Raw genomic sequence first — 20,074 nt, forward strand, 5'->3', positions numbered from 1 at the left:
TAGGTGGACATGATGGTTGTGTGCCACCTGCCAAAGCTTATGTATATTCTCAATGAATAAAGCCCTTTTTTAGACGATGACCACACATCTGCGTTATACTTCTTGTAAGAGGTGATGGTTATGGAAATAACATTAAGCGCAAAGAAATATATAGAAGAAGTGCTTGAAATGAACAACGCCAATGGAATAAGAGTTTACTTTTCAGGTATGGGCTGAGGCGGTCCTAAGCTTGGTCTGGCTCTGGATGAGCCTGAAAACTCAGACATTATTGAAGAAATCAACGGAATTCGAGTGGCTTTTGACCCAAGGATCAAAGAACAGACTACCACATTAAAACTAGACTTTGAAGATTCTAAATATGGATCAGGTCTTGTAATGCTCGGACAGGAAGATTGTTGTTAACATAGAAAACCGCTAGTGACTTCAATAATAGTCACTAGCGGTTTTCTTATTGTTATTGTTTAGATTTTCTGAAACCTGAATCAACGGCTTCTTTTTCTGTGCAAAACCATTTTTCTGGTTTTGTAATTTTATAATATCGTCCACTTTCCAGGTGATAAATCTTATCTCCAGAAGAGTTAATATTGCCTTTTATCGTGCATTCTTGGTTTGTTGCATTCTCAGGTTGTTCTTCTTCATCAGATATATAACCTTCTTCTTGAACATAGTTCTCTACGCTCCAAATACCTACACCTTCTTTTTGGGCTTGCTTTTGAATACGGTCGTATTGATCGACATATTTTGTATTCGGTTCAAACACATAAGCGACACGTGCTAATCCGTTCTTTAGCAGATCTTCTTGTACGCTTTGCCCATCTGCATACACATAAGCGAGAAGACGACCGTATTTATCTCTTTCTCCTATTCCAAGTTCTAACTCAACATTAGCATCTTTAAGCATACTTTTTGTGTATGTACTAGCTTCTTTGCTAAATGGCTGGACAGGTTTGGAAGGGTGAACGCTTTCCGGTGTATCGACCAGCAGAAAGCGAACAGTCTCAAGTTTCCCATCAACTCGAACTTTAATCGTATCTCCATCAACAACCTTTTCAACCTTTACAGGTATTCTTTTTTCATCTTCAGAGTCTAGATAGCTACACCCAGATATAAAGAGTACAACACTAAATATAGACACTAGCCATTTAGTTTTAAACATGTAAACATCCTTCATTTTAAGTTTTATTGTATATGCTCTACCATTTACCATTATAATAAAAGATAGAGCGTAGTGTTTATAGACTACCATACTTAATTGTTTTAAATTTTTTCAAAAGGAGATTGGCATGAAAAAGATACATAAAAAATTCAGTATTTGCGTAGCTATCATTCTTATGCTTGTAGCTGCTGGATGTGGAAATGATTCAAAATTAAAAGAAGCAAAGCTAGAGAACCAAAACGGTGAACCTGTGGTTGTTTTTCCATCTGACAAACCATCACTCATTTTTTTATTTACAACAGCTGGCTGAGGACTCTGCCAAAAGCAGCTGGTTCAGCTGAATAAAAATATTGGTGAATTTAAAGATATGGATGTAAATATTTATGCGGTAAGCTCTGATACGGTTGAGCGTTTGTCTGTCCTTCATCAAGAGATGAAACCTGGATTTCCGTTCTTATCAGATCCCGAATTTAAGCTCATTGATCACCTTGATATGAAAGGGGACAGTGTAGCTAAGCGTGGTTACGCACTGATCGATAAGAAAGGAAAGGTTATCGTGACTAAGGTGAACGACCATTGGGGAGAAGAGATCGATCAAACGTCTAAACAGATTCATGAAGAATATAAAAAGTTAGAAAAATAGTCCGGAAACTAACGGACTATTTTTTTTTCGGGTATGATATCTGTCACAGTATCTCCATACTACTTGTTATAAAATGGGGTTATAATGAAAGTAGAAAGACTCTAGGAGGGATTTTCCATGCTAAAAAAATCTTTATGGCTTCTAGCGATCGCAGTTCTTGCTATTGGAATATTAGCAGCTTGCGGTGGAAGTAAAGACAAAGAAAAAAGCACAGAGAATGCGGAAGAAACGATCACAATTGAAGCTAGTAATTTTAAATTTGATAAAAAAGAGTATGAAATTCCAGCAAATAAAGACGTAGCTCTTAAACTTGAAAACGTTGATGGTAACCACGCGGTCATGATTGAGGGAGAAGACGTGAACGTTACAGGTGGTTCTTCTGATGTTGTAAATTTAAAGCCTGGTGAATATACTCTTCGATGCAGCGTTCCTTGTGGAAACGGTCATGCGGATATGGTATCAAAACTTGTCGTAAAATAAATAATGGGCCTCTAGCTAATTGCTAGAGGCTTTAATTATAACTTTCTGATCTGTACAAGCTCCTTATTGTAAGGAACTTCATTTCCTGTAGAAGCCCACAGGTTACCTAATAATCTTGGCATCATCTGGTCTGATGGAACCGACCCTTTGTGATGTAGAAAATGTTCAAAATACAAAAGATAGAGCCAAGAAGACGTAGGAAGAAGAATAGTTTTAGCAAATTCATCACTTTCCGTAATCGTTGCAAAAGAATGAGATTCCCAACCTGAAATAAATCGGGTGCGTTTACCGTTCAGCTTTGATTCTATGTAATGAAGAGAGTGTGCAACTTGTGGATCGTCATCTCCATCAGCATGTGCTAGTCTGGATTGAAATTCTAATGAAACGGAATCTATGTCCTCAACTTCAACTATGACATGACACAATGCTTTATCATAATGAACGTGTAACGGAGTCCAATTATTTCGCTTCAGCAACTCCACAAAAGGCAGTTGTTCTGTAGGAATATCTTTATAAGGTGGCAATTCCTCTTCGGTCAATTCACTCAATGTTTCATCTGCAGGTTGTTCGATCGCAGCCATTACAAAAGTTGTAATCCGCATGATTATCTTATTCCTTTAGCTTTTTATTTTCTTAAAGGTATCTTTTAAATCTGTGAACCCATCTTTAACAGCTGAAAAACTATTTTTCTTTTGGTAAATGTCATATCTTAAGTAATCTTTCTTTTCTTGAAGAAGTTGCTGCTGTGTTTTCACATCATTCATCCGAGCGGTAATGCTGTCACCTGTGCTCTTCATTTGTTGAACGGTACCCATTGATTCTTTCATCGCTTTAATTCCTGGAATCAAAATAAATAGAGCAGCAGCTGCGCATACTGCTAAGAAAATCCATAACCACATCAATACAATCGCCTCCAATCAATCTATCTATACTAAATTACCCGAAATCAATCAAGAAAAAACAAAAAATCGAGGAATGAAAACCTCGATTTTATCGCTTTGGACATGTAGAACAGCAAGTCCCGTTATCTGTTTTGTAATAAAGGCAGCATGTCTTACGGGTCTTAGTAGGCCCGCAGCCGATCGGAGCTGTGAAACGATGGAACGGGTTTTTTGTTAACCCAAAATGAAAAGCAGGTGCTTCCATAAAGAACGCATAATCTTCTTGGATTCTTTGCTTAACTTCTGCTGAATGCTCTTCCGTTAACCACGTTTCATATACCCAGCGTATGTAAATCCAAGCGTTCTCCCAAAGAGTTGCTTTTGAGATGCGTGCAGTGCTTGCAATATGATTCAACATGACAGACATGTTTTCTTTAAAAAGTGTTTCAATGACAGATGAGCGCCAATCTGCTCTGTTTTCGTCTGCGATGCGAGCAGATGCATCTTTCAGTGTGAATGATGGAAGCCACATGCTGTCGGAGTTGTGATCAATAAGATATACGTTTTTTATGTTCATATCGAATGACTTATTAAGAATGGTCATTCCATATAAACAGGAAGTTAAACTGCAAAACGCATAGCGTTTGAAGAATAGAGACGCCGTTACAGGGCGTTTGTTCGAACCAATACGCGGTCCTGTTTGATCCAAAAACTGAAGCAGATGCGCAGCGTTCAACAGCTGTTCGGCAGAAACGACAACTTCATTCTCATATGGTGCTTGAAAAGAGAAGCGATAGTTCGAACTGATATGATTTTTTTCTTCTGCTGTCCAACCGTTTGACTTAGGCGTACTGAGGAGTATTGACATGTCGAACGACTCGCCCCTTTCCATATGGAATACACATTGGTGTGCCGAAAACTGGATCAGGAATCACGGTGCTCGACATCTGGAATACATCTTCAACTAATTGTTCGTTCATAATTTCTTCGGGTGGACCTTCTGCGTAGACGGTTTTATCTTGAATCGCAACAATATGATGAGCATAACGGCAAGCAAGATTCAAATCATGAAGCACCATAACTATTGTTCGCTTTTCTTTTTCATTTAACTCAAATAGCAGATCGAGAATCTCAATTTGATGTGTCATGTCTAAGTACGTAGTAGGTTCATCCAATAGAATCGTCTCTGTTCCTTGAGCGAGTGTCATAGCGATCCAAGCACGCTGACGCTGACCGCCTGAGAGGGAATCAACAGGCGTTTCCATATAAGGAATAAGATTTGTCGCACGAAGCGCGTTCATTACGGCTTTTTCGTCTTCTTGTGACCATTGTTGAAGCCATGATTGATAAGGAAAGCGGCCTTGCTTAACAAGTTGTAGAACAGTTAACCCTTCTGGAGCAATTGGTCCTTGCGGCAGGATTGCCAGTTCTTTTGCTACTTGTTTTGTAGACCGTTTCGCTACATCTTTACCATTTAGCAGAACATGGCCTCCTTTAGGAGTTAAGAGTCTTGCCATAGAGCGTAACAGAGTGGATTTTCCACAACCATTGCTTCCGATCAAGACGGTGATTTTACCTTTTGGAATCTGCAGGTTCAACTCGTCGATAATCGGTTCTTTTCCATAAGCTAAAGTTAGGTTAGAGGTTGTTAGTACAGCCATCTGTCATCCACTCCTGTTATTGGTTTTTAAATAATAGATAGATAAAGTAGGGAGCACCGATCGCCGCTGTAAAAACACCGGCAGGTACTTCTAAAGGTGAGAACAAGGTCCGTCCAGCAAGGTCTGCCAAAACGACCATGATGCCACCGATCAAAGCCGAAGCTGGGAGCAAGCCACCGAACGACGAGCCTGTAATTCTTCTAGCGATATGTGGTCCGATAAGTCCAACAAACCCCATCGCTCCTGCGAATGCGACTGCTGAACCGGCTAAAGCCGTGCAGACCATTAAAAGTAAGAATCGTTCACGATGGACGGAGATTCCTGCTCCTTTTGTAAGATCATCACCAAATCCTTGAACGTTCAATCGGCGTACAAGAAGGACTAAGATAGGTAACATTCCTACAAACCAAGGGAGCAATGCTTTTACTTCGTTCCAGGATGTACCGTACACCGTTCCGGTAAGCCATATTGTGGCTTGACTCGCTCTATAGATCGGACCGATGAGCATCATGAGCGTGGTTAGAGCCTGTAATAAAGCCATGAGTCCGATTCCGATTAATATAAGACGTATTGGTGTTACGCCGTCTTTCCAAGCTAATATATAAATCAAGAAAGCAACAATCGTCGCGCCACCGAAAGCGAACAATGGTAAATAATTGATGCTTAATAATAGGTTGTTAGAATCATCACTGAACATCGTTAAAAAAGCGACAGCTGCAAAACCGGCTCCACCAGTTATTCCGATCATATCTGGAGAGGCTAGTGGATTGCGGATAATACCTTGCAAGATGGCACCAGAAAGAGCAAGCGAGGCTCCTGCAATAAAAGCGACCAGTACCCTTGGAAGTCTAAACTCAAGTATGATGAGCTGGTTTATATCAATTCCTGTTCCTATTAATGCTTGAAATACATCCCACGGTCCGATATACATATCACCGACACCGATACTAATTAACATAGCAACTACTGCAGCAAGAGTGAGAGCAAATATGCTAACAGTCGTTTTTTTATCAACTAAAAAAGAAAATGATTTACGCTGTAAGACCCAGTACTTTCTCATTTTTGAAATATTCCTTTTCGAACAATATATATGAAGAAGGGTGTACCAATCAGAGCTGTTACAACCCCAACAGGTGCTTCTTCAGGCATGATGATATAACGCGCTCCTATGTCTGCAACGACGAGCATTATACCACCGATGATGGCAGAGTATGGCACGATCCAGCGGTGATCATTTCCTACAAAATATCTAGCAAAGTGAGGAACAACGATCCCTATGAAACTGATAGGTCCAGCTATCGCAACCGATCCTCCAGCTAGTATGATAACCATAAGAGCTGCCGCTAGTTTAAACACTACTGTTTTTTGACCTAAACTGATGGCAACATCTTCACCAAGCGCAAAGGCGTTTAACTGCCTTGATAATAAGATGGATATGACCCAAGCGATAATAAGCGCAGGTAAGACAGCTGCTAGCATAGAAAGTTTTCTTCCTTCAACTGAACCGGCAAGCCAGAATAGGACCTCATCTAGTGCTTTTTCATTAGTGACGAGCATACCTTGCGTCAGGGATGCAAAAAGAGCAGCCATAACAGCTCCTGCCAATGTTAGTTTGACGGGTGTAAGTCCACCTTGTCCGGCGGAACCTAATGCATAAGCCAATCCTGCAGCAACTGCAGCTCCTAAAAAACCGATCCACATAAATTGCTGTATAGATGAGATCCCAAGGAATGTAACACCAAAAACAATAAAGAATCCGGCTCCAGCATTCACACCAAAGATATCTGGAGAAGCTATCGGATTACGAGTGAGCGCTTGCATGAGGACTCCGGCAATCCCCAACGAGATTCCAACAGCCATACCAACAAGTGAACGCGGAACCCGAGAAAGTTGGATGATCAAATGTTCGTTCGAGCCGTTAAAAGCAGTATACGCCTCAATGGCTTGTTTAAGTGAAGTATTCGTATAACCGAGTACCACACTCTGCACCATAATGATTAGCGCAATCATTACGCCTAGTATAAGTCCAACTGCTTTAATTTTATTTCCGTATAATATACCGTTCATTAGAGCCTCTTTTTATAATGAAAGTTATTCTCATTTATCAGTTTAAAAGTAAAGTGTGTATCTGTCAATGACTTTGAAAATCATTATCATTTAGTTCTTGACAACGTATTCATATCAGTTTATGATACGAATTGTAATTGATTCTCATTATCATTTAGATTATAAAAAGGGGAGAGAAAATCGAATGAAGAAAATTACATATAAATGGCTTGCATTCGCAGCTGTGTTAACGTTAATGCTTGCACTAGCAGCATGTGGAGGAAAAGATAAAGAAAAAGAAGAAAAGTCAGAAGGTTCTTCTGCTTCCTATAAAGTAGAACATGCGATGGGTACAACAGAGGTTAAGGAAAACAAGCGAGTAGTTGTCTTAACAAACGAAGGTACTGAAGCCGTACTTGCTCTTGGCGTAAAACCGGTAGGAGCTGTTAAATCTTGGTTAGGTGATCCTTGGTATGACCATATCAAGAGTGACATGGATGGCGTTGAGGTCGTAGGTGATGAGAGTACTGTAAACGTTGAGAAGATCGCAGCTTTAAAGCCAGACTTAATCATTGGAAACAAGCAGCGTCAAGAAAAGCAATATGACGAACTAAATAAAATTGCGCCAACTGTTTTCGCAGAAGAGCTTCGTGGTGATTGGAAGATCAACTTTAAATTATACGCAAAAGCTTTAGATAAAGAAGAAAAAGGAAAAGAAGTTCTAGCTGCATTCGACAAGCGTATTGAAGATATGAAGAAAGAGGCAGCAGATCAATTAGAAACAGAAGTTTCAGTCGTTCGTTTCTTGCCAGGAACATCTCGTATCTATCACAAAGATTCTTTCTCAGGTGTGATTCTTGATCAAATTGGATTTGCTCGTCCTGGTGATCAAAACAAGGATGATTTTATGGAAGAAGTTACACAAGAACGTATTCCTGATATGAATGGTGATATTCTGTTCTACTTCACTTATGAAGAAGGTGACGGAAAAGCAACTGCTACGGAAAAAGAATGGACAGGTAATCCGCTTTGGAAGAACCTTGAAGTTGTAAAAGCTGACAAAGCATACAAAGTAAGTGATGCAATCTGGAATACAGCTGGTGGAGTAAAAGCTGCTAACTTGATGTTAGATGATCTTGAGAAGTACTTCTTAAAAAAATAATCGTGTAAACAAGAGGGAGCGAGTAGTCGCTTCCTTTTTTCTTCTTTAGTTAACTCCAGTTTTTACCTATAATTGAACTTGGATGAAGTTGACCCGGAGGAACGGCGTTCTTAATTTGTACACAATTTTGCAATAAATCTGCCATAAGTTTTCCAAGGGAATAGGAATAATAAACATAATGTATAAGTATAGAATAAATTATTCCTGGAGGTTTTTGTAATGAACAAAAAACCATCGCTCGAAGAGGAACTGAAGCAACGTGAAATCTTAATGAAAGACGAGCAAACGAATGCTTGGTTTTATGAAGATCACATTACAGCCATCGTTAACCGTGCCCGTAAAGAAGGTGCATTTGATGATTTAGAAGGCTTAGGTAAGCCTCTTAATCTAGATGAAGATCTTACTTATAATCCAGAGAAGCGTCTTCATAAAGTAATGAAAGATAATAACATTCTCCCGAGTTGGGTGAAACTTGGTCAAGAGATAGACGTACTAAAAGAAGAGATAAAAACGTATACCGTAGAATTCAACATCAAAAAGACCGTAGAGACCATTAACCAAAAAGTCTTTCAGTATAACTTAACTTGTCCACCTAGTGCACAAAGGATGAAGATAAACCTGGAGGACGTTTTGAATAAATAATTGGAGGGTGTATGGCAAAGAAAAGTACATTAAATGCAGAACATTATCAATGGGGAGATGCATGTGATGGCTGGCACCTTCTGAAGCAAGAGAATCTAAGCATCATACAAGAAAGAATGCCTCCTCAAACAGCTGAGGTGAGACATTATCATGTGTTTTCCCATCAATTTTTCTTTGTATTAAACGGAGAACTGTTGATCGAAAAAGATGGTGAAGAGATCATCCTTAGCGCGCATCAAGGATTAGACATTCCTGCAGGGACAACCCATCAAGTTCGAAACGAATCGAGTTTGCCTGTTGAGTTTCTTTTAACTTCTCATCCACCTGCACAAGGAGACAGAGTAGTTGTGAAAAAAGTAAAAAGTATCAGTACAGTGACCCTTTAAACAAGAAGGGTTATTTTTTTTGTCATGTGAATCTGAATTTATGGGAAAGATAGAGAAAAAATGGCCAGGAGTTCATGAGATGTTAATGTATAAAGAGGCTACAAATCAAACCGAACGAATTGAACACTTTGACATGCCAAAAGAGAACGAAACCATCTGGATGTTTTATCAATCTCTTAAAGAAATGAATCAAGACGAAATATTAGAGCAGATTGAGCTTCATCCTTTAGCTAAGAATGCTTTTATGAATTTTTCTGAACATCCGCAACTTAATGTTTATAGCAATCATGCTGTTGTTTCAACGTTTTATCTGGGAACTGAAAATTATGAACCGATTAGGATTAACCTTTTAATCGGCGAAAAGTATTTGATTGTTATGAGTGAACACGAAATTTCCTTTAGGGAGCAGCTAGTTAAAGATTTCACGAACAATCCAGAACACATGAAACATGTTAGCTATATGTTGTACTATCTGATGAAGGATATCGTTAATTCCTATCTAGAGGTTGTTGATCAACTTTCAGATGAGTTTTTAGAGCTCGAAAAGAGTGTGTTTATCGATCCACAAAAACGTGAGATCGGACGGGACGTGTATCGTTGGAAGACTCGCTTACACAAGCTTAGACAATATGTTGAAGCAGAAGAGAGCATCATACAGAAAATGGGTCATGATGACTTCGAATACGCAAATGAAGAATCAGGCTTTTATTTTAAAGATTTGCTATCTTCCTTCTCAAGAGTAACAACTGCTTTTGACAGTTTTAAGGAAAATTTAAAAGGAATTTTAGATCTGCAAATGTCTTTAAAGTCTGATCACATGAATCGAATTATGAAAACGTTGACGCTCGTTAGTGCTGTTTTCATTCCCCTTACATTTATCGCAGGACTTTATGGCATGAATTTTGAATACATACCTGAACTAAAATGGCACTATGGGTATTTTTACGTTTTAACTCTTTGTTTCGTTTTGCCCGTTGTAATCATGAGCTATTTTAAGAAGAAAAAATGGTGGTGACTACATAAAAACGTATGAGCTGAGGAAAATAAAGAAAAAGGAGGACGTGAAGAATGGAAAAAAGACCGTATTACATTAATGTGGAAACCGGTGAGATTCTTCCGATTAAAACGGTTTCAACGTTTCAGTTTGAAATATCTGCTTCTGATGAAGATGTAAGGCATCTTGAAAGGAAGTTCAGTGAATTAGACAGTACAGCAAATGATACTTTTGTAAGATCGCACTTACCATATGTCCCTTATTCAAACGACTCAGATAATGACAGATATGATGAGAAACTAAGAGAAGCCTATCAGATGATTCATGACCTAGGTCAAGAGGAAACAAGGCGTTTTATCGAAAGTATGAGTTTTTGGAATCCAGAGAAACCTCAAGATTTAGAAAAAAGACCAAAAGACTAGATGTCTTTTGGTCTTTACGTTATTAATAAATAAAATAAGCAATGTAGATGATGAGGCCAATTACGATTGTAAAACCGGCTAGTGCGATAAAAACGGGATTCAACAATGCCGTATGTCTCGAGACAGCAGGGTTTACCTCATCTTCAGTATACACTTTTTGTTTTTTTGCGATTTTCATCGTCCACCAGAGACCTATAGCGGCTACAAGGACAGATAACAAAATAAAGAACATTGTAAACAATATGTTCACTCCTTAAACCTTGTTTGTCCTAGTAGTGTTTGTGGTTTTAGCGGCTTTCATGCATAAGAAATGAAGGTTGCTTTAATGATTCAAGACGTGTCAGTTCATTCGTTACAAGTGTAAGAATTTTATCCTGATCTTCTTTACTAAATATGTTATATTGATCACTTTCAATGATCAATACAGGGGTTTTATCGTATGCCATAATCCAATCTTTATATTTAGCATGAAGGGTTTTGTAGTATGCCAGTAGTTCAGGGTTCTCTTCTACTTGCTCATACGAGCGACCTCTTTGTTGAATTCTACTCAATGCTGTCTCAAAATCACTATCCAAATAGATAAGCAAATCAGGACGTGACTTTGGGGTTTTGTCGATTTCGTTCATCATCGTTTCAAGCAAGTCTTTATATGTGTCAAATTCAAGCTGTGTCATGTTTCCTGAATCAAAGTTTAGTTCTGCAAAGATTAAATCTTCGTAAAGACTTCGATCCAGAACATTGTCTGGACTTGTACGAGCTTCACGAATCGTCTTAAAACGTGTGTTTAAGAAATAAATTTGAAGCGGGAAAGCCCATCGCTTCGGGTTTTTGTAATAATCGGGTAAAATAGGATTGTCAACGACACTTTCATAAAAGATAGAGCTTCCTAGCTGCTCGCTCAAGAATTCAGCATATGTAGACTTACCTGTACCGATCATACCTGCCATTAAAATCACGGTATATCCTCCTAAAATGGTGCTTCATTGGCACTTTGGCCGGTGATGCGTCTTGTTTAGAACATATGTATTCATAAGTTTTTAAATATCAATATATGGTATGTAGGCGATAAAGCCTTTCTAAATATATCATGTAATACAAAAGGTGAACAGAGGTTGTTTTCATTAATCATTTTGAAATACTGGAAATTCTGAAACAAATACCATTACTGTATTTTAAAGAAATCCGAGTTTTGCCGGTATTGTATAAGTCTTATTGCTTGAACAGGGATTGAGCTGGAAATATCATAAGCGTCACAAGTGAAACAATAAAAGATAGAACTGAAGTTGTAATAAAGGGGATACTAAACATGACCATCCAAATAAAAGTATATTCTGATTTTGTTTGTCCATATTGTTACTTAGCAGAAACGCCATTATTAAAAGCGACCGAAAATAAAGATGTTGAGATTGAGTGGATGCCATACGAACTCAGACCATTTCCACAGAAAACATTACGCCCTGAAGAAGATTATTTACAAAGATCTTGGCAAGAGTCTGTTCAGCCTTTATCAAAGAAATTGGGTGTTGATATGATACTGCCAGAAGTATCTCCTCAACCTCATACTTTCTTTGCTCATGAAGGATTATTGTTTGCTAAAAGGCACAACAAGGAAAGAGAATATGCAAATCTGGTTTTTAAATCTTTTTACCAAAACGGAAAAGATATTGGAAAGATTGATGTACTTCAAAACATTGCTGAAGAAATCGGCCTCGACGGCAAGTCCTTTCAACAAGCATTGGAATCTCGAGAATTTAAGCAAGAAAGAGAGAGAATTCAGAAAGAAGCCACAGAAGACCTGAACATTACCGCAGTCCCAACTATTATTATTGGTGAGAGAGTATTGAAGGGTCTGCATCCTCAAGCTAATATCGAACGTGCATTAAGAGGGGCAATCAGGGATGCAAAATTTGAATTTTGTGATGGCGACGAATGTGAATAAAAGTGAAAATAATGAAAAAAGAGCGCTTAGAAGGTAATCTTCTTAGCGCTCTCTTTCGTTCTTAACAATGAAAAAAGGGGGTTGTTGATAGGGATGTCTATAATATAGCAAGGTCTCATTAAAAAGGGCCGAATATGTGATTTTTTTGATAAACGTTATCACTTTGTGACAAAGTCGCGCTGATGGACTAAAGGGCAATTGTTTAAATAGAAAAAAGCCCTAAATTAGGGGAGGGCTTTTTTCGGGAAAGGGGGGTACACCTATATAAGACGAAGAAAAAATGGAAAAGTTTCAAAATTTTTAAAAATTCTTTTTCTAGTCCTTAAAAAAATGATAGAGTAAGTAACAGAATAGAAGAGAGAAGGAATGGGGATGAGAGATTTTCTTAAAAAGTGGCATCCAGCAGTCATCGTAATTGTTGCTGGAACATTGTTTACTCGAGCGGCATTTTTTATGACCATGCCATTCTTAGCCATTTATTTGTACAACGAAAAAGGGATTGATCCAGCTATGGTTGGATTGATAATTGGAGTAAGTGCTCTAACGGGTACGTTCGGTGGTTTCTTTGGGGGCTATCTATCTGATCGGATAGGGAGGCTTCCTGTGATGACAGTTGCTATCTTCATATGGAGTGCCGTGTTTGTTGGATTTGCTGTTGCTGACCTTGTATGGCATTTCTTTGTGTTAAACATGTTAAACGGACTGTGCCGTTCTTGGTTTGAACCCATTTCCAGAGCTTTGCTTGCCGATGTAACGACAAAAGAAAACCGGCTGCATGTTTTCAATGCTCGATATTTTGCGATCAATGTGGGTGCTGCAATTGGTCCGGTTGTAGGGACGCAACTAGGTACATCTAATTCAACTCAAGCTTTTTACATAACGGCGATCGCTTATCTACTATATGCGTTATTAATTGTATTCACATTAAAAGGGTACTCCAACGATTTAAAGGGTGGGGAAGAGAGGAAGTTCTCAATCAAGTCTGCCATTGGTGTACTTTCAAGAGATAGAGTGCTTGCTTTTTTTCTGATCGGAAATACAATTGTTATGATGGCACAGTCACAAATGGATACAACACTCGCGCAATATATAGGAAACGCACCTCAGTTCGAGAATGGTGTTAAGCTTTTTGCATACCTTGTTGTTACAAATGCAATAACCGTTCTGTTACTTCAGTTTCCGGTCACGAACTATGTCAGACGATTTCAGCCGATGAATGCACTCCGTTTCGGAAGTTTTGCGTTCAGTCTTGCATTGCTTGGATTCGGACTATCAACGAGTTGGCTTTTTCTTGTCATCAGTATGGTGTTTTTAACAGTAGGAGAAATTATTGTGTTCGTTATGAGTGATGTGCTTTTAGATGATTTAGCGCCTGAGCATATGAGAGGCACATATTTTGGAGCGATGTCGTTTCGATCGATTGGTTTTAGTGCAGGGCCATGGATTGGCGGCTTACTTTTAAGTACGTTTGGCTTTGAACATGGATTTTATGTGTTTGGCATTCTAACGCTTATCTCATTACTGTCCTTGCCATTCTTTCAATATGGAGAAGGAATACGCAAAACGCTCCTAGAACAACAATCTGCTTCAACTTAGAAAGGGGAAAGATCAGCATGATTACTGGAATTGAACATACTGGAATTATGGTTTCTAACATGGAGAACTCTATCAAATTTTATACCGAGGTACTCGGTTTAGATCTATTAGATCGTTTCGATCATACAAGCGTGCCCGTTGAGTTAGCATTCTTAGGAGTAGAAGGAAAAGTGCTTGTTGAGTTGATCGCTGGTTATACAGGGCAAGTTACGAATGAGGGGAAGGTTCATCACATTGCATTTTCTGTAAAGAATATTGAAGAGCAGTATGAGTTGTTGCAGAAAAAAGATGTAGTTATGAAAGATAAAGAAATCACAGAGCTTCCAAACGGAAAATACTTCTTCTTTTTCGGACCAGATGAAGAATCACTTGAATTTTTTGAGAGTAAATAGAAATGAAGACTGCATGAATTGCAGTCTTTTTTTGTTTCTTTGTAAAGAGTCATGATTGGAAGAAGGTGATGTTACAGCAATAAAGAAGTCTATGAATGAGATTTAGATTCCTGGCAGTGTCTCTTTTAAATATTGGTTTGAACAGTATTCTACACCATACTTGTAGCGACTTTCTCTAACATTTCTAGCTTTCTCCGGATCAATATGAATTCGTTTGATCTCAGGATATGTTTCCATGATCTTTAAAGCGATCTTGTCACCAGGCTCATCTGGATCAGTTAATACGTAAACTTCATCACAAAGAATTAATGCTTCTTCAATCGCTCTTCGTTCTTTATGCCGAAATGAAATGCCATTTAAAATGACAAAATGGGCGTGAGGATGAACACTTTGTACTCTCAGTTGATCACTTTTGCCTTCAACAATGTATCCGGTCATAGCGCCTCCTGTAAAACTAAGATTCATTAACATTTTATGGAGGGCATATCGATAATAGTACGACTTCTAAAAAATTATTGGACAAAGGGAGTGTAAACTGTGAAGAAGCTAATTATCCTTGTAAGAACTTTTTCTCTTAGCTTCTTTTCCCTTATTAGTATTTATGGATTGTACTTGTTGTTAGGAGATATTGAAGGGTTACTGATCGGGGTGTTCATTCTTCTTGTATGCTTTTTCTTATTTAGCATACGATTCATTAGATTTGTAATAGGGAGAAAAGAAACGCTTGTAATGAAAAGGATACAGCCGAACCTCATGGTTATTACTCTTACAGCATTCTCTACAGCTTTATTATCTGTAGGCAATTACGCGCTCGAAACCTCTTTGCCACACTCTTTATCTCCGAGAGTAAAAAATCAATTTTATTTGGAAGCGATGTTAGTAGAAAAGGATAGAATCTTTGAAAGAGTATCCTTTTTAAAAACGCTAGAAAATATGAATGAGAAGAACGCTTCGGTTTTCTATGAACCACAAGACGAGAAATTAGCAGTATCTGCGATTCGTCATATCCGTAAGATGCAGTCTTATCACAACGAATGGATTGATGTTCATGACGCCCTTCCTGTAACCCTCATCCTCTATCGAAACCCTTTAATCTTTCAACAACATATGCCGTTTCATGCTTATGAAAACTTGCAAGGATTGTACGTACCTGCTCAAGAAACCATCCACCTGCTTGTTACTAACGACATGGATGAGAATTCTGATAAATTTCTAGAGTTGGTCGGACATGAATATACACATCATTGGATTGTTAGTTATTTGTTAGAAAATAAACTGGATAATAGACATCTGCCTAGATGGTTTGAAGAGGGGATTGCAGAATATGCTGGGAAACAGAGTGTAAGAGAGGTGCCGATCTTTGTACTTCTAAACTTCATTCCCTTCACAAGGCTTCACTCCGTAAAGGATTGGGCATATGAAAATCGGAGAAAATCGAGTCACCGTCCATACAGACAAAGCTATTATGCCATTGACCAATTGGTAAGGGACGGGAATCAATCTAAAATTAAATCCTTATTGCTTAATAAACATAAGAATTTTTATCGTTTGTTTGAGGAGGAAACAGGGGAATCCCTTATCGAGTTTGAGGTGCGTTTTTTAAGAGAAGAGTTCATAAATTTAAAGCGCTGAGCGGTTTGATTCTCATTTAGTATTAGAAGCTATATGTGTATTCAAGCAAAAAGAACTCCTTACGAATAAGGAGTTCTTTATCATTATCTGCTTTTTAATTTTCTTTTAATGATTGGCAATAACCTTTTTTTACCTTGTTTGATTAGAAAAGCAACCGCCATCCCTTTAATACCTTTTTTTATACGTCCCATATTCATCCTCCTATAAAAATCATAGTTGTTTCAAGTAATATACCCGAAATCAGCATGAAGCAATCCTTTTATAGTAATACGGGTTACTTGTCTATACGTTTCATCACGATATGAATAAGATGAACCGAAAACAATTTTATAGGAGTTGAACGTATTGAGCATGAATAGAAGTTTTCCACCTTTTCCGGGTCAAGGCGGCGGTCAAGGCGGAGGGCAAGGGTTTGGCCCACCAGGTGGCCCTCCAGGCGGACCCCCAGGCGGCGGTGGTGGCGGTGGAATGGCACCAACATCAGCACCTCCATCATTTACACCATCCCAAGCGCAAGGTTTTAGTTTGCAAGGTGGGGGCGGCGGAGGAAGTCAGCCAGGAGTCTATGCTGTAGATCCAGGCGCAATCAGACCTTGTTTGTACCAATATGTCTATATCTGGCCAACATGGGGACCAGGATTCTGGGCATGGCTTACTTTTGCAGGAAGAAGATCGGTTGCAGGATTTCGCTGGACCGGCAATAGATGGATCTATTTTGGTATGGATACACGCCAAATCAGTTCCTTTTATTGTTACTAGAAACAGCCGCCTTTGTGCGGTTGTTTTTTTATGCTATTGGATATAGTGGTATGTTTTGTACACGCCATGTTTCATATGTTTTCATTTCAGACGGAATGCTTTTGGTCAAAGCATACTGCGCTGCTTCCCATACAAGAGGAGAGCACCAATCCTTCTTTAGATCTTTAATGGGAATCCACCTTGCTCCGCTAGAATCTTGATCAGGAATATCCGCTATAGCTGCTTGGGAATGAATGTCTATCCTGCAATCAAAGAAAACTGCTGAATGTTGTGAGCGGGTCCATTCCTTATAGTTCCAAGGAAGTTCATAACAGCGTTCACCTAGTTTCATACCTTTTAGTACCATATAGCCAGTCTCTTCTAGAACTTCACGAATAACCGTTTCGTATTCTGATTCACCATCGTTTGGCGTGCCTCCAGGAAGATCGAATCGATTTTTATAAGGACCACCGTTCTTTTCGATAACGAGCAGTTCTCCAGATTTGTTAAAACAAATACAATAGATTCCTCTGTGTTTATGCATCTTATAGACTCCCTCAGAAAAAATACCTTTTCATTACGCATAAAAAGGTATTGTAGCATTATTATTCTTTTACTAGTTCATTTAGTTCTGAGGTTAACGCTTCGAACTTGTTGAAACTATCAACCACTTCTTCTACGCATCTATGCTGCTCTTCTACAGATGCAAGAACTTCTTCAACAGAACCACTGGATGTTTCAGCAATTCCAGAAACAGAATGAATTTCTCCAACAATATATTCGGTTGATTCATACAGCTGATTAATTAATTCTTGAACTTCAGATGATTGTGCAGCCACTTGATCGGTATTCTCTAATATTTGACTGAAGTTGTCTGCTGTTTTCTCTGTCGCTTGCAGACTGGATGTGACAACCCCTTGTGAACCATCTACAAATTGAGCGGCTTGTTTAGCTTTGTTACGAATTTCTCCAAGGATTGTACCGATCTGCTTTGTAGAGTGTTGAGAATCCTCTGCAAGGCGTCGAACCTCGTCCGCCACAACAGCAAACCCTCTACCTTGATCTCCGGCTCGCGCTGCTTCAATCGCAGCATTCAATGCAAGCAGATTCGTTTGAGAAGAAATTTCTTCTATTGTCGTTAAGATTCCTTCTATTGATTCACTTTGCTGATTTAATTCGTACATTAGAGTGTTCGTTTGCTGCATGAGCTCACTTACTTCTTTCATCTTCAAAGAAAGTTCTATTACTTGATTTTCACCTGCTTTTGTCACGATCGCTGTTTTCTCTGAAAGCTTTCTCATATCATTTGAGTGCTGATAAAGACCTTTTGCTACGTCGTTGGTGCTTGTGACAGATTGATTCATTCCACCTACACTGACAGCCTGAGATTCTACACCTTTTGCTACTTCAGTAAAAGCGTACGTAATGTTGCTTGAAATCTCACCTGTTCGTGTAACGTTTTCCTTTACAGACTGACTAAAGTGATGAAGGTTTTCTGATGCATCTTTAATTTTACTCAACAAATTTTCCAATTTAATCTTATCTTGCTCTGATTGTTTTTCTGCGATCAAAATATTTTCATGCATACGCTGACCTATTCTTGCTTGTGCCACTAGAGCAGCAGTTATAACAGTTAAGAAAACGTTTAATGAGATAATAATCTTTGGGTCTTGTCCGGCAAACATCGTCTCTTTGTATTGAAAAAAGAAGAAATTGGTTAATAATAATCCACTAATACCCGATAGTAAGATTGAAAGGTAGTTATGATACAACGTGATGACTGCCAGGCATACATAAGTCATCAGGTAAGTAGAAATCTTCGGGTTTGAATCTGCCATGATAACAGTCAGTATCGTTAAGCCGATAACAACAAAATATTGAACAGCGAAGGGAGCCCACTTTCGGTACGTCCAAATCGAGAGTGATAAAAGGATTGCGAGTCCAGCAATACCATAAAACATGACACTATTAACGGTTTTTGTACTAGCATACGTACTTGCTAGACCGAGAAAATACATACCCCACAGCATTTTGGTAACCAGTTTGTTCGTTTGTAAATTTGAGGCAAATGATGGATTCAAATTTCGTCATCTCCGTTTTAAAATGTATAAGTACTGTTTTTTATATCGTCAGGATTCTATGCGCATTTAAGCTGTTTTCCAAATTTTGTTTAGTTGTTACAAGGCATATTGTAATCGTGAACACTTTTTAATAAGAACTGAAAACTAGATGGATTTTTTTGTTATTAAACTTTTAATTCGAGGTGATTAACCATGAAAAAGATGACTTGGCTATTTGCTATCATACTTTTGCTTGCCGCTTGTAGCAGCGAACCGAAAAGCACCAATACGAAAGAAGAACTAGCACCGAAAACAAACGAATCTTCTCCAACTGAAGATGAAAAGAAAGAAGCGGAAAAAGAAGAACCTGTTAACGAAGAAGTGTCATCTATTGAAGAAGAAGGAACGTATATTGGTATGATTGACAATAATTCTATCGAGGTAGAAGCAGCAGGGGAAACATTAGTTCTTCGACTAACAGACGAAGTTAGGGAAGTTGTCGAAAGTTTGAAGGATGGTTCAAAAGTTAACATCATCTACAAGAAGAATAACGAGGGACAATGGGTACTTGAGCAAATTACTGAAGAAAGTGCGCCAGAGGCAGCTCCAACAAAAAAACTCACTTACATAGCGGGTGGAGTTACAATTGAAGAGGACGCGGTATTAACAGAGAGTGAACTTGAATACCATTTTTATAAACTGCCAGATTTTGAATTTACAGCAGAAGAGCCAAGAAAAGATTTATTGTTTGCGACCAAATTTGCTGAGACATTTGTTAGAATAGAGCCTTTGTCAGAAGAATCTTCTATTGATGATCTAAAAGAATGGGCAAAGGATGAACTTGAAGCAATCGGGGAAGTAAGTGAAGTTAATGGAAAAGATGTCGCTGGAGAGGCATTTGAAAAGACTTCGTTATTTATTACTGCTTCAAAAGATTCTTACAAAAAATATATTGTTATCCAAGACTTAAATAACGGAGATCAAGTTAAATATACGGTGAACCTGCCTGAACATAAGAATGCGGATAAATGGGAACAAGCCATCTGGGCCATGCTTTCTACTCTTCAAACCAAATAGTTTAAATAAGCGTACCCTTTAGGTGCGTTTTTTTATTTGGATACAACTTGAAAAGGGAGAACAAATGATTATCATAAATGTAGCAGATGGCATATAATATTTACAAAGGTTTAAAAAGTTTCCTTAAGGAAAGATAGGTGATCGTTATGTGGTATAAAGAGAGTTCA

Annotated in this window: 26 protein-coding genes and 1 pseudogene; 15 read left to right on the top strand and 12 right to left on the bottom strand. The window is 38.5% G+C overall.

Translation table 11 applies throughout. The features are described from left to right. The first annotated feature begins 120 nt into the window (after window positions 1-120). Window positions 121-402 (top strand): HesB-like (seleno)protein, encoded by a 282-nt coding sequence (locus ACOZ9X_RS15190; RefSeq protein ID WP_423418907.1) that lies wholly within the window; start codon window positions 121-123, stop codon window positions 400-402. Between the two features lie 52 nt (window positions 403-454). Here ACOZ9X_RS15190 and ACOZ9X_RS15195 read toward each other — a convergent pair whose 3' ends face one another. Beyond that, window positions 455-1,156 carry a thermonuclease family protein gene (locus ACOZ9X_RS15195; RefSeq protein WP_423418908.1) on the bottom strand — a complete coding sequence of 234 codons (702 nt, stop codon included), beginning with the start codon at window positions 1,154-1,156 and terminating at the stop codon, window positions 455-457. Window positions 1,157-1,283: 127 nt separating this feature from the next. Here ACOZ9X_RS15195 and ACOZ9X_RS15200 point away from each other — a divergent pair, with 127 nt between their 5' ends. From ACOZ9X_RS15200 to ACOZ9X_RS15210, 3 genes and pseudogenes are all read left to right on the top strand, one after another. Next, window positions 1,284-1,466 carry a hypothetical protein gene (locus ACOZ9X_RS15200; protein WP_423418909.1) on the top strand — a complete coding sequence of 61 codons (183 nt, stop codon included), beginning with the start codon at window positions 1,284-1,286 and terminating at the stop codon, window positions 1,464-1,466. A gap of 15 nt (window positions 1,467-1,481) precedes the next feature. Further along, window positions 1,482-1,799 (top strand): annotated as a pseudogene (locus ACOZ9X_RS15205) (redoxin domain-containing protein); the annotation flags it as partial. A gap of 117 nt (window positions 1,800-1,916) precedes the next feature. Beyond that, window positions 1,917-2,279: a cupredoxin domain-containing protein gene (locus tag ACOZ9X_RS15210; protein WP_423418910.1), complete on the top strand. Its 363-nt coding sequence runs from the start codon at window positions 1,917-1,919 to the stop codon at window positions 2,277-2,279. Between the two features lie 35 nt (window positions 2,280-2,314). Here ACOZ9X_RS15210 and ACOZ9X_RS15215 read toward each other — a convergent pair whose 3' ends face one another. The 6 genes from ACOZ9X_RS15215 to ACOZ9X_RS15240 form a co-directional block, all read right to left on the bottom strand. Then, window positions 2,315-2,881, bottom strand: a complete 567-nt coding sequence (locus ACOZ9X_RS15215; RefSeq protein ID WP_423418911.1) for a hypothetical protein — start codon at window positions 2,879-2,881, stop codon at window positions 2,315-2,317. Between the two features lie 15 nt (window positions 2,882-2,896). Next, complete coding sequence (locus tag ACOZ9X_RS15220; RefSeq protein ID WP_423418912.1) at window positions 2,897-3,181, bottom strand: hypothetical protein; 285 nt, start codon at window positions 3,179-3,181, stop codon at window positions 2,897-2,899. Between the two features lie 88 nt (window positions 3,182-3,269). After that, window positions 3,270-4,028 (bottom strand): IucA/IucC family C-terminal-domain containing protein, encoded by a 759-nt coding sequence (locus ACOZ9X_RS15225; RefSeq protein WP_423418913.1) that lies wholly within the window; start codon window positions 4,026-4,028, stop codon window positions 3,270-3,272. After that, complete coding sequence (locus ACOZ9X_RS15230; protein WP_423418914.1) at window positions 4,003-4,821, bottom strand: ABC transporter ATP-binding protein; 819 nt, start codon at window positions 4,819-4,821, stop codon at window positions 4,003-4,005. The genes ACOZ9X_RS15225 and ACOZ9X_RS15230 overlap by 26 nt, the downstream gene beginning before the upstream one ends. Before the next feature lie 16 nt (window positions 4,822-4,837). After that, window positions 4,838-5,881 carry a FecCD family ABC transporter permease gene (locus tag ACOZ9X_RS15235; protein WP_423418915.1) on the bottom strand — a complete coding sequence of 348 codons (1,044 nt, stop codon included), beginning with the start codon at window positions 5,879-5,881 and terminating at the stop codon, window positions 4,838-4,840. After that, the gene (locus ACOZ9X_RS15240) at window positions 5,878-6,888 is read right to left on the bottom strand and encodes a FecCD family ABC transporter permease (protein WP_423418916.1); all 1,011 of its coding nucleotides are present in this window, start codon (window positions 6,886-6,888) and stop codon (window positions 5,878-5,880) included. The genes ACOZ9X_RS15235 and ACOZ9X_RS15240 overlap by 4 nt, the downstream gene beginning before the upstream one ends. 184 nt (window positions 6,889-7,072) lie before the next feature. Between ACOZ9X_RS15240 and ACOZ9X_RS15245 the strand changes: the two genes are divergently transcribed. The 5 genes from ACOZ9X_RS15245 (at window position 7,073) to ACOZ9X_RS15265 (ending at window position 10,473) form a co-directional block, all read left to right on the top strand. After that, the gene (locus ACOZ9X_RS15245) at window positions 7,073-8,029 is read left to right on the top strand and encodes an ABC transporter substrate-binding protein (protein WP_423418917.1); all 957 of its coding nucleotides are present in this window, start codon (window positions 7,073-7,075) and stop codon (window positions 8,027-8,029) included. A gap of 219 nt (window positions 8,030-8,248) precedes the next feature. Beyond that, on the top strand, window positions 8,249-8,671 hold the full coding sequence (locus ACOZ9X_RS15250; RefSeq protein WP_423418918.1) for a DUF1992 domain-containing protein: 423 nt from the start codon (window positions 8,249-8,251) through the stop codon (window positions 8,669-8,671). Window positions 8,672-8,682: 11 nt separating this feature from the next. Then, entirely contained in the window at window positions 8,683-9,057 is a 375-nt protein-coding gene (locus tag ACOZ9X_RS15255) for a cupin domain-containing protein (protein ID WP_144701317.1), read from the top strand. 79 nt (window positions 9,058-9,136) lie between these two features. Beyond that, on the top strand, window positions 9,137-10,072 hold the full coding sequence (locus tag ACOZ9X_RS15260; protein ID WP_423418919.1) for a magnesium transporter CorA family protein: 936 nt from the start codon (window positions 9,137-9,139) through the stop codon (window positions 10,070-10,072). Between the two features lie 53 nt (window positions 10,073-10,125). Continuing rightward, complete coding sequence (locus tag ACOZ9X_RS15265) at window positions 10,126-10,473, top strand: hydrolase (RefSeq protein WP_423418920.1); 348 nt, start codon at window positions 10,126-10,128, stop codon at window positions 10,471-10,473. Window positions 10,474-10,495: 22 nt separating this feature from the next. Here the strand turns inward: ACOZ9X_RS15265 and ACOZ9X_RS15270 are convergent, their stop codons facing one another. Continuing rightward, the gene (locus tag ACOZ9X_RS15270; RefSeq protein ID WP_144701313.1) at window positions 10,496-10,714 is read right to left on the bottom strand and encodes a hypothetical protein; all 219 of its coding nucleotides are present in this window, start codon (window positions 10,712-10,714) and stop codon (window positions 10,496-10,498) included. A 46-nt stretch (window positions 10,715-10,760) separates the two neighbouring features. Continuing rightward, on the bottom strand, window positions 10,761-11,420 hold the full coding sequence (locus ACOZ9X_RS15275; RefSeq protein ID WP_423418966.1) for a deoxynucleoside kinase: 660 nt from the start codon (window positions 11,418-11,420) through the stop codon (window positions 10,761-10,763). A gap of 359 nt (window positions 11,421-11,779) precedes the next feature. Between ACOZ9X_RS15275 and ACOZ9X_RS15280 the strand changes: the two genes are divergently transcribed. The 3 genes from ACOZ9X_RS15280 (at window position 11,780) to ACOZ9X_RS15290 (ending at window position 14,400) form a co-directional block, all read left to right on the top strand. Then, window positions 11,780-12,412, top strand: a complete 633-nt coding sequence (locus tag ACOZ9X_RS15280; RefSeq protein ID WP_423418921.1) for a DsbA family oxidoreductase — start codon at window positions 11,780-11,782, stop codon at window positions 12,410-12,412. A 372-nt stretch (window positions 12,413-12,784) separates the two neighbouring features. Next, window positions 12,785-14,008 carry an MDR family MFS transporter gene (locus ACOZ9X_RS15285; RefSeq protein ID WP_423418922.1) on the top strand — a complete coding sequence of 408 codons (1,224 nt, stop codon included), beginning with the start codon at window positions 12,785-12,787 and terminating at the stop codon, window positions 14,006-14,008. Window positions 14,009-14,025: 17 nt separating this feature from the next. Then, a complete protein-coding gene (locus ACOZ9X_RS15290) occupies window positions 14,026-14,400 on the top strand; it encodes a VOC family protein (protein ID WP_423418923.1) in 375 nt (124 codons plus the stop codon). Between the two features lie 102 nt (window positions 14,401-14,502). Here the strand turns inward: ACOZ9X_RS15290 and ACOZ9X_RS15295 are convergent, their stop codons facing one another. After that, a complete protein-coding gene (locus tag ACOZ9X_RS15295; protein ID WP_423418924.1) occupies window positions 14,503-14,838 on the bottom strand; it encodes a toprim domain-containing protein in 336 nt (111 codons plus the stop codon). 99 nt (window positions 14,839-14,937) lie between these two features. On the opposite strand from ACOZ9X_RS15295, the gene ACOZ9X_RS15300 reads away from it, so the two are divergent. Further along, window positions 14,938-16,032: a TMEM14 family protein gene (locus ACOZ9X_RS15300; protein ID WP_423418925.1), complete on the top strand. Its 1,095-nt coding sequence runs from the start codon at window positions 14,938-14,940 to the stop codon at window positions 16,030-16,032. A gap of 351 nt (window positions 16,033-16,383) precedes the next feature. Continuing rightward, window positions 16,384-16,791, top strand: a complete 408-nt coding sequence (locus ACOZ9X_RS15305; protein WP_191753200.1) for a collagen-like protein — start codon at window positions 16,384-16,386, stop codon at window positions 16,789-16,791. A gap of 28 nt (window positions 16,792-16,819) precedes the next feature. On the opposite strand, the gene ACOZ9X_RS15310 is transcribed toward ACOZ9X_RS15305, so the two are convergent. Continuing rightward, entirely contained in the window at window positions 16,820-17,314 is a 495-nt protein-coding gene (locus tag ACOZ9X_RS15310; protein ID WP_423418926.1) for an NUDIX domain-containing protein, read from the bottom strand. 61 nt (window positions 17,315-17,375) lie between these two features. Continuing rightward, the gene (locus tag ACOZ9X_RS15315; protein WP_423418927.1) at window positions 17,376-18,851 is read right to left on the bottom strand and encodes a methyl-accepting chemotaxis protein; all 1,476 of its coding nucleotides are present in this window, start codon (window positions 18,849-18,851) and stop codon (window positions 17,376-17,378) included. A gap of 192 nt (window positions 18,852-19,043) precedes the next feature. On the opposite strand from ACOZ9X_RS15315, the gene ACOZ9X_RS15320 reads away from it, so the two are divergent. Beyond that, window positions 19,044-19,907, top strand: coding sequence for a hypothetical protein (locus ACOZ9X_RS15320; protein WP_423418928.1), 864 nt, complete (start codon window positions 19,044-19,046; stop codon window positions 19,905-19,907). The last annotated feature ends 167 nt before the right edge of the window (window positions 19,908-20,074 follow it).

The organism is Fictibacillus nanhaiensis, from assembly GCF_049537595.1.
Classification (GTDB): domain Bacteria; phylum Bacillota; class Bacilli; order Bacillales; family Fictibacillaceae; genus Fictibacillus; species Fictibacillus nanhaiensis_F.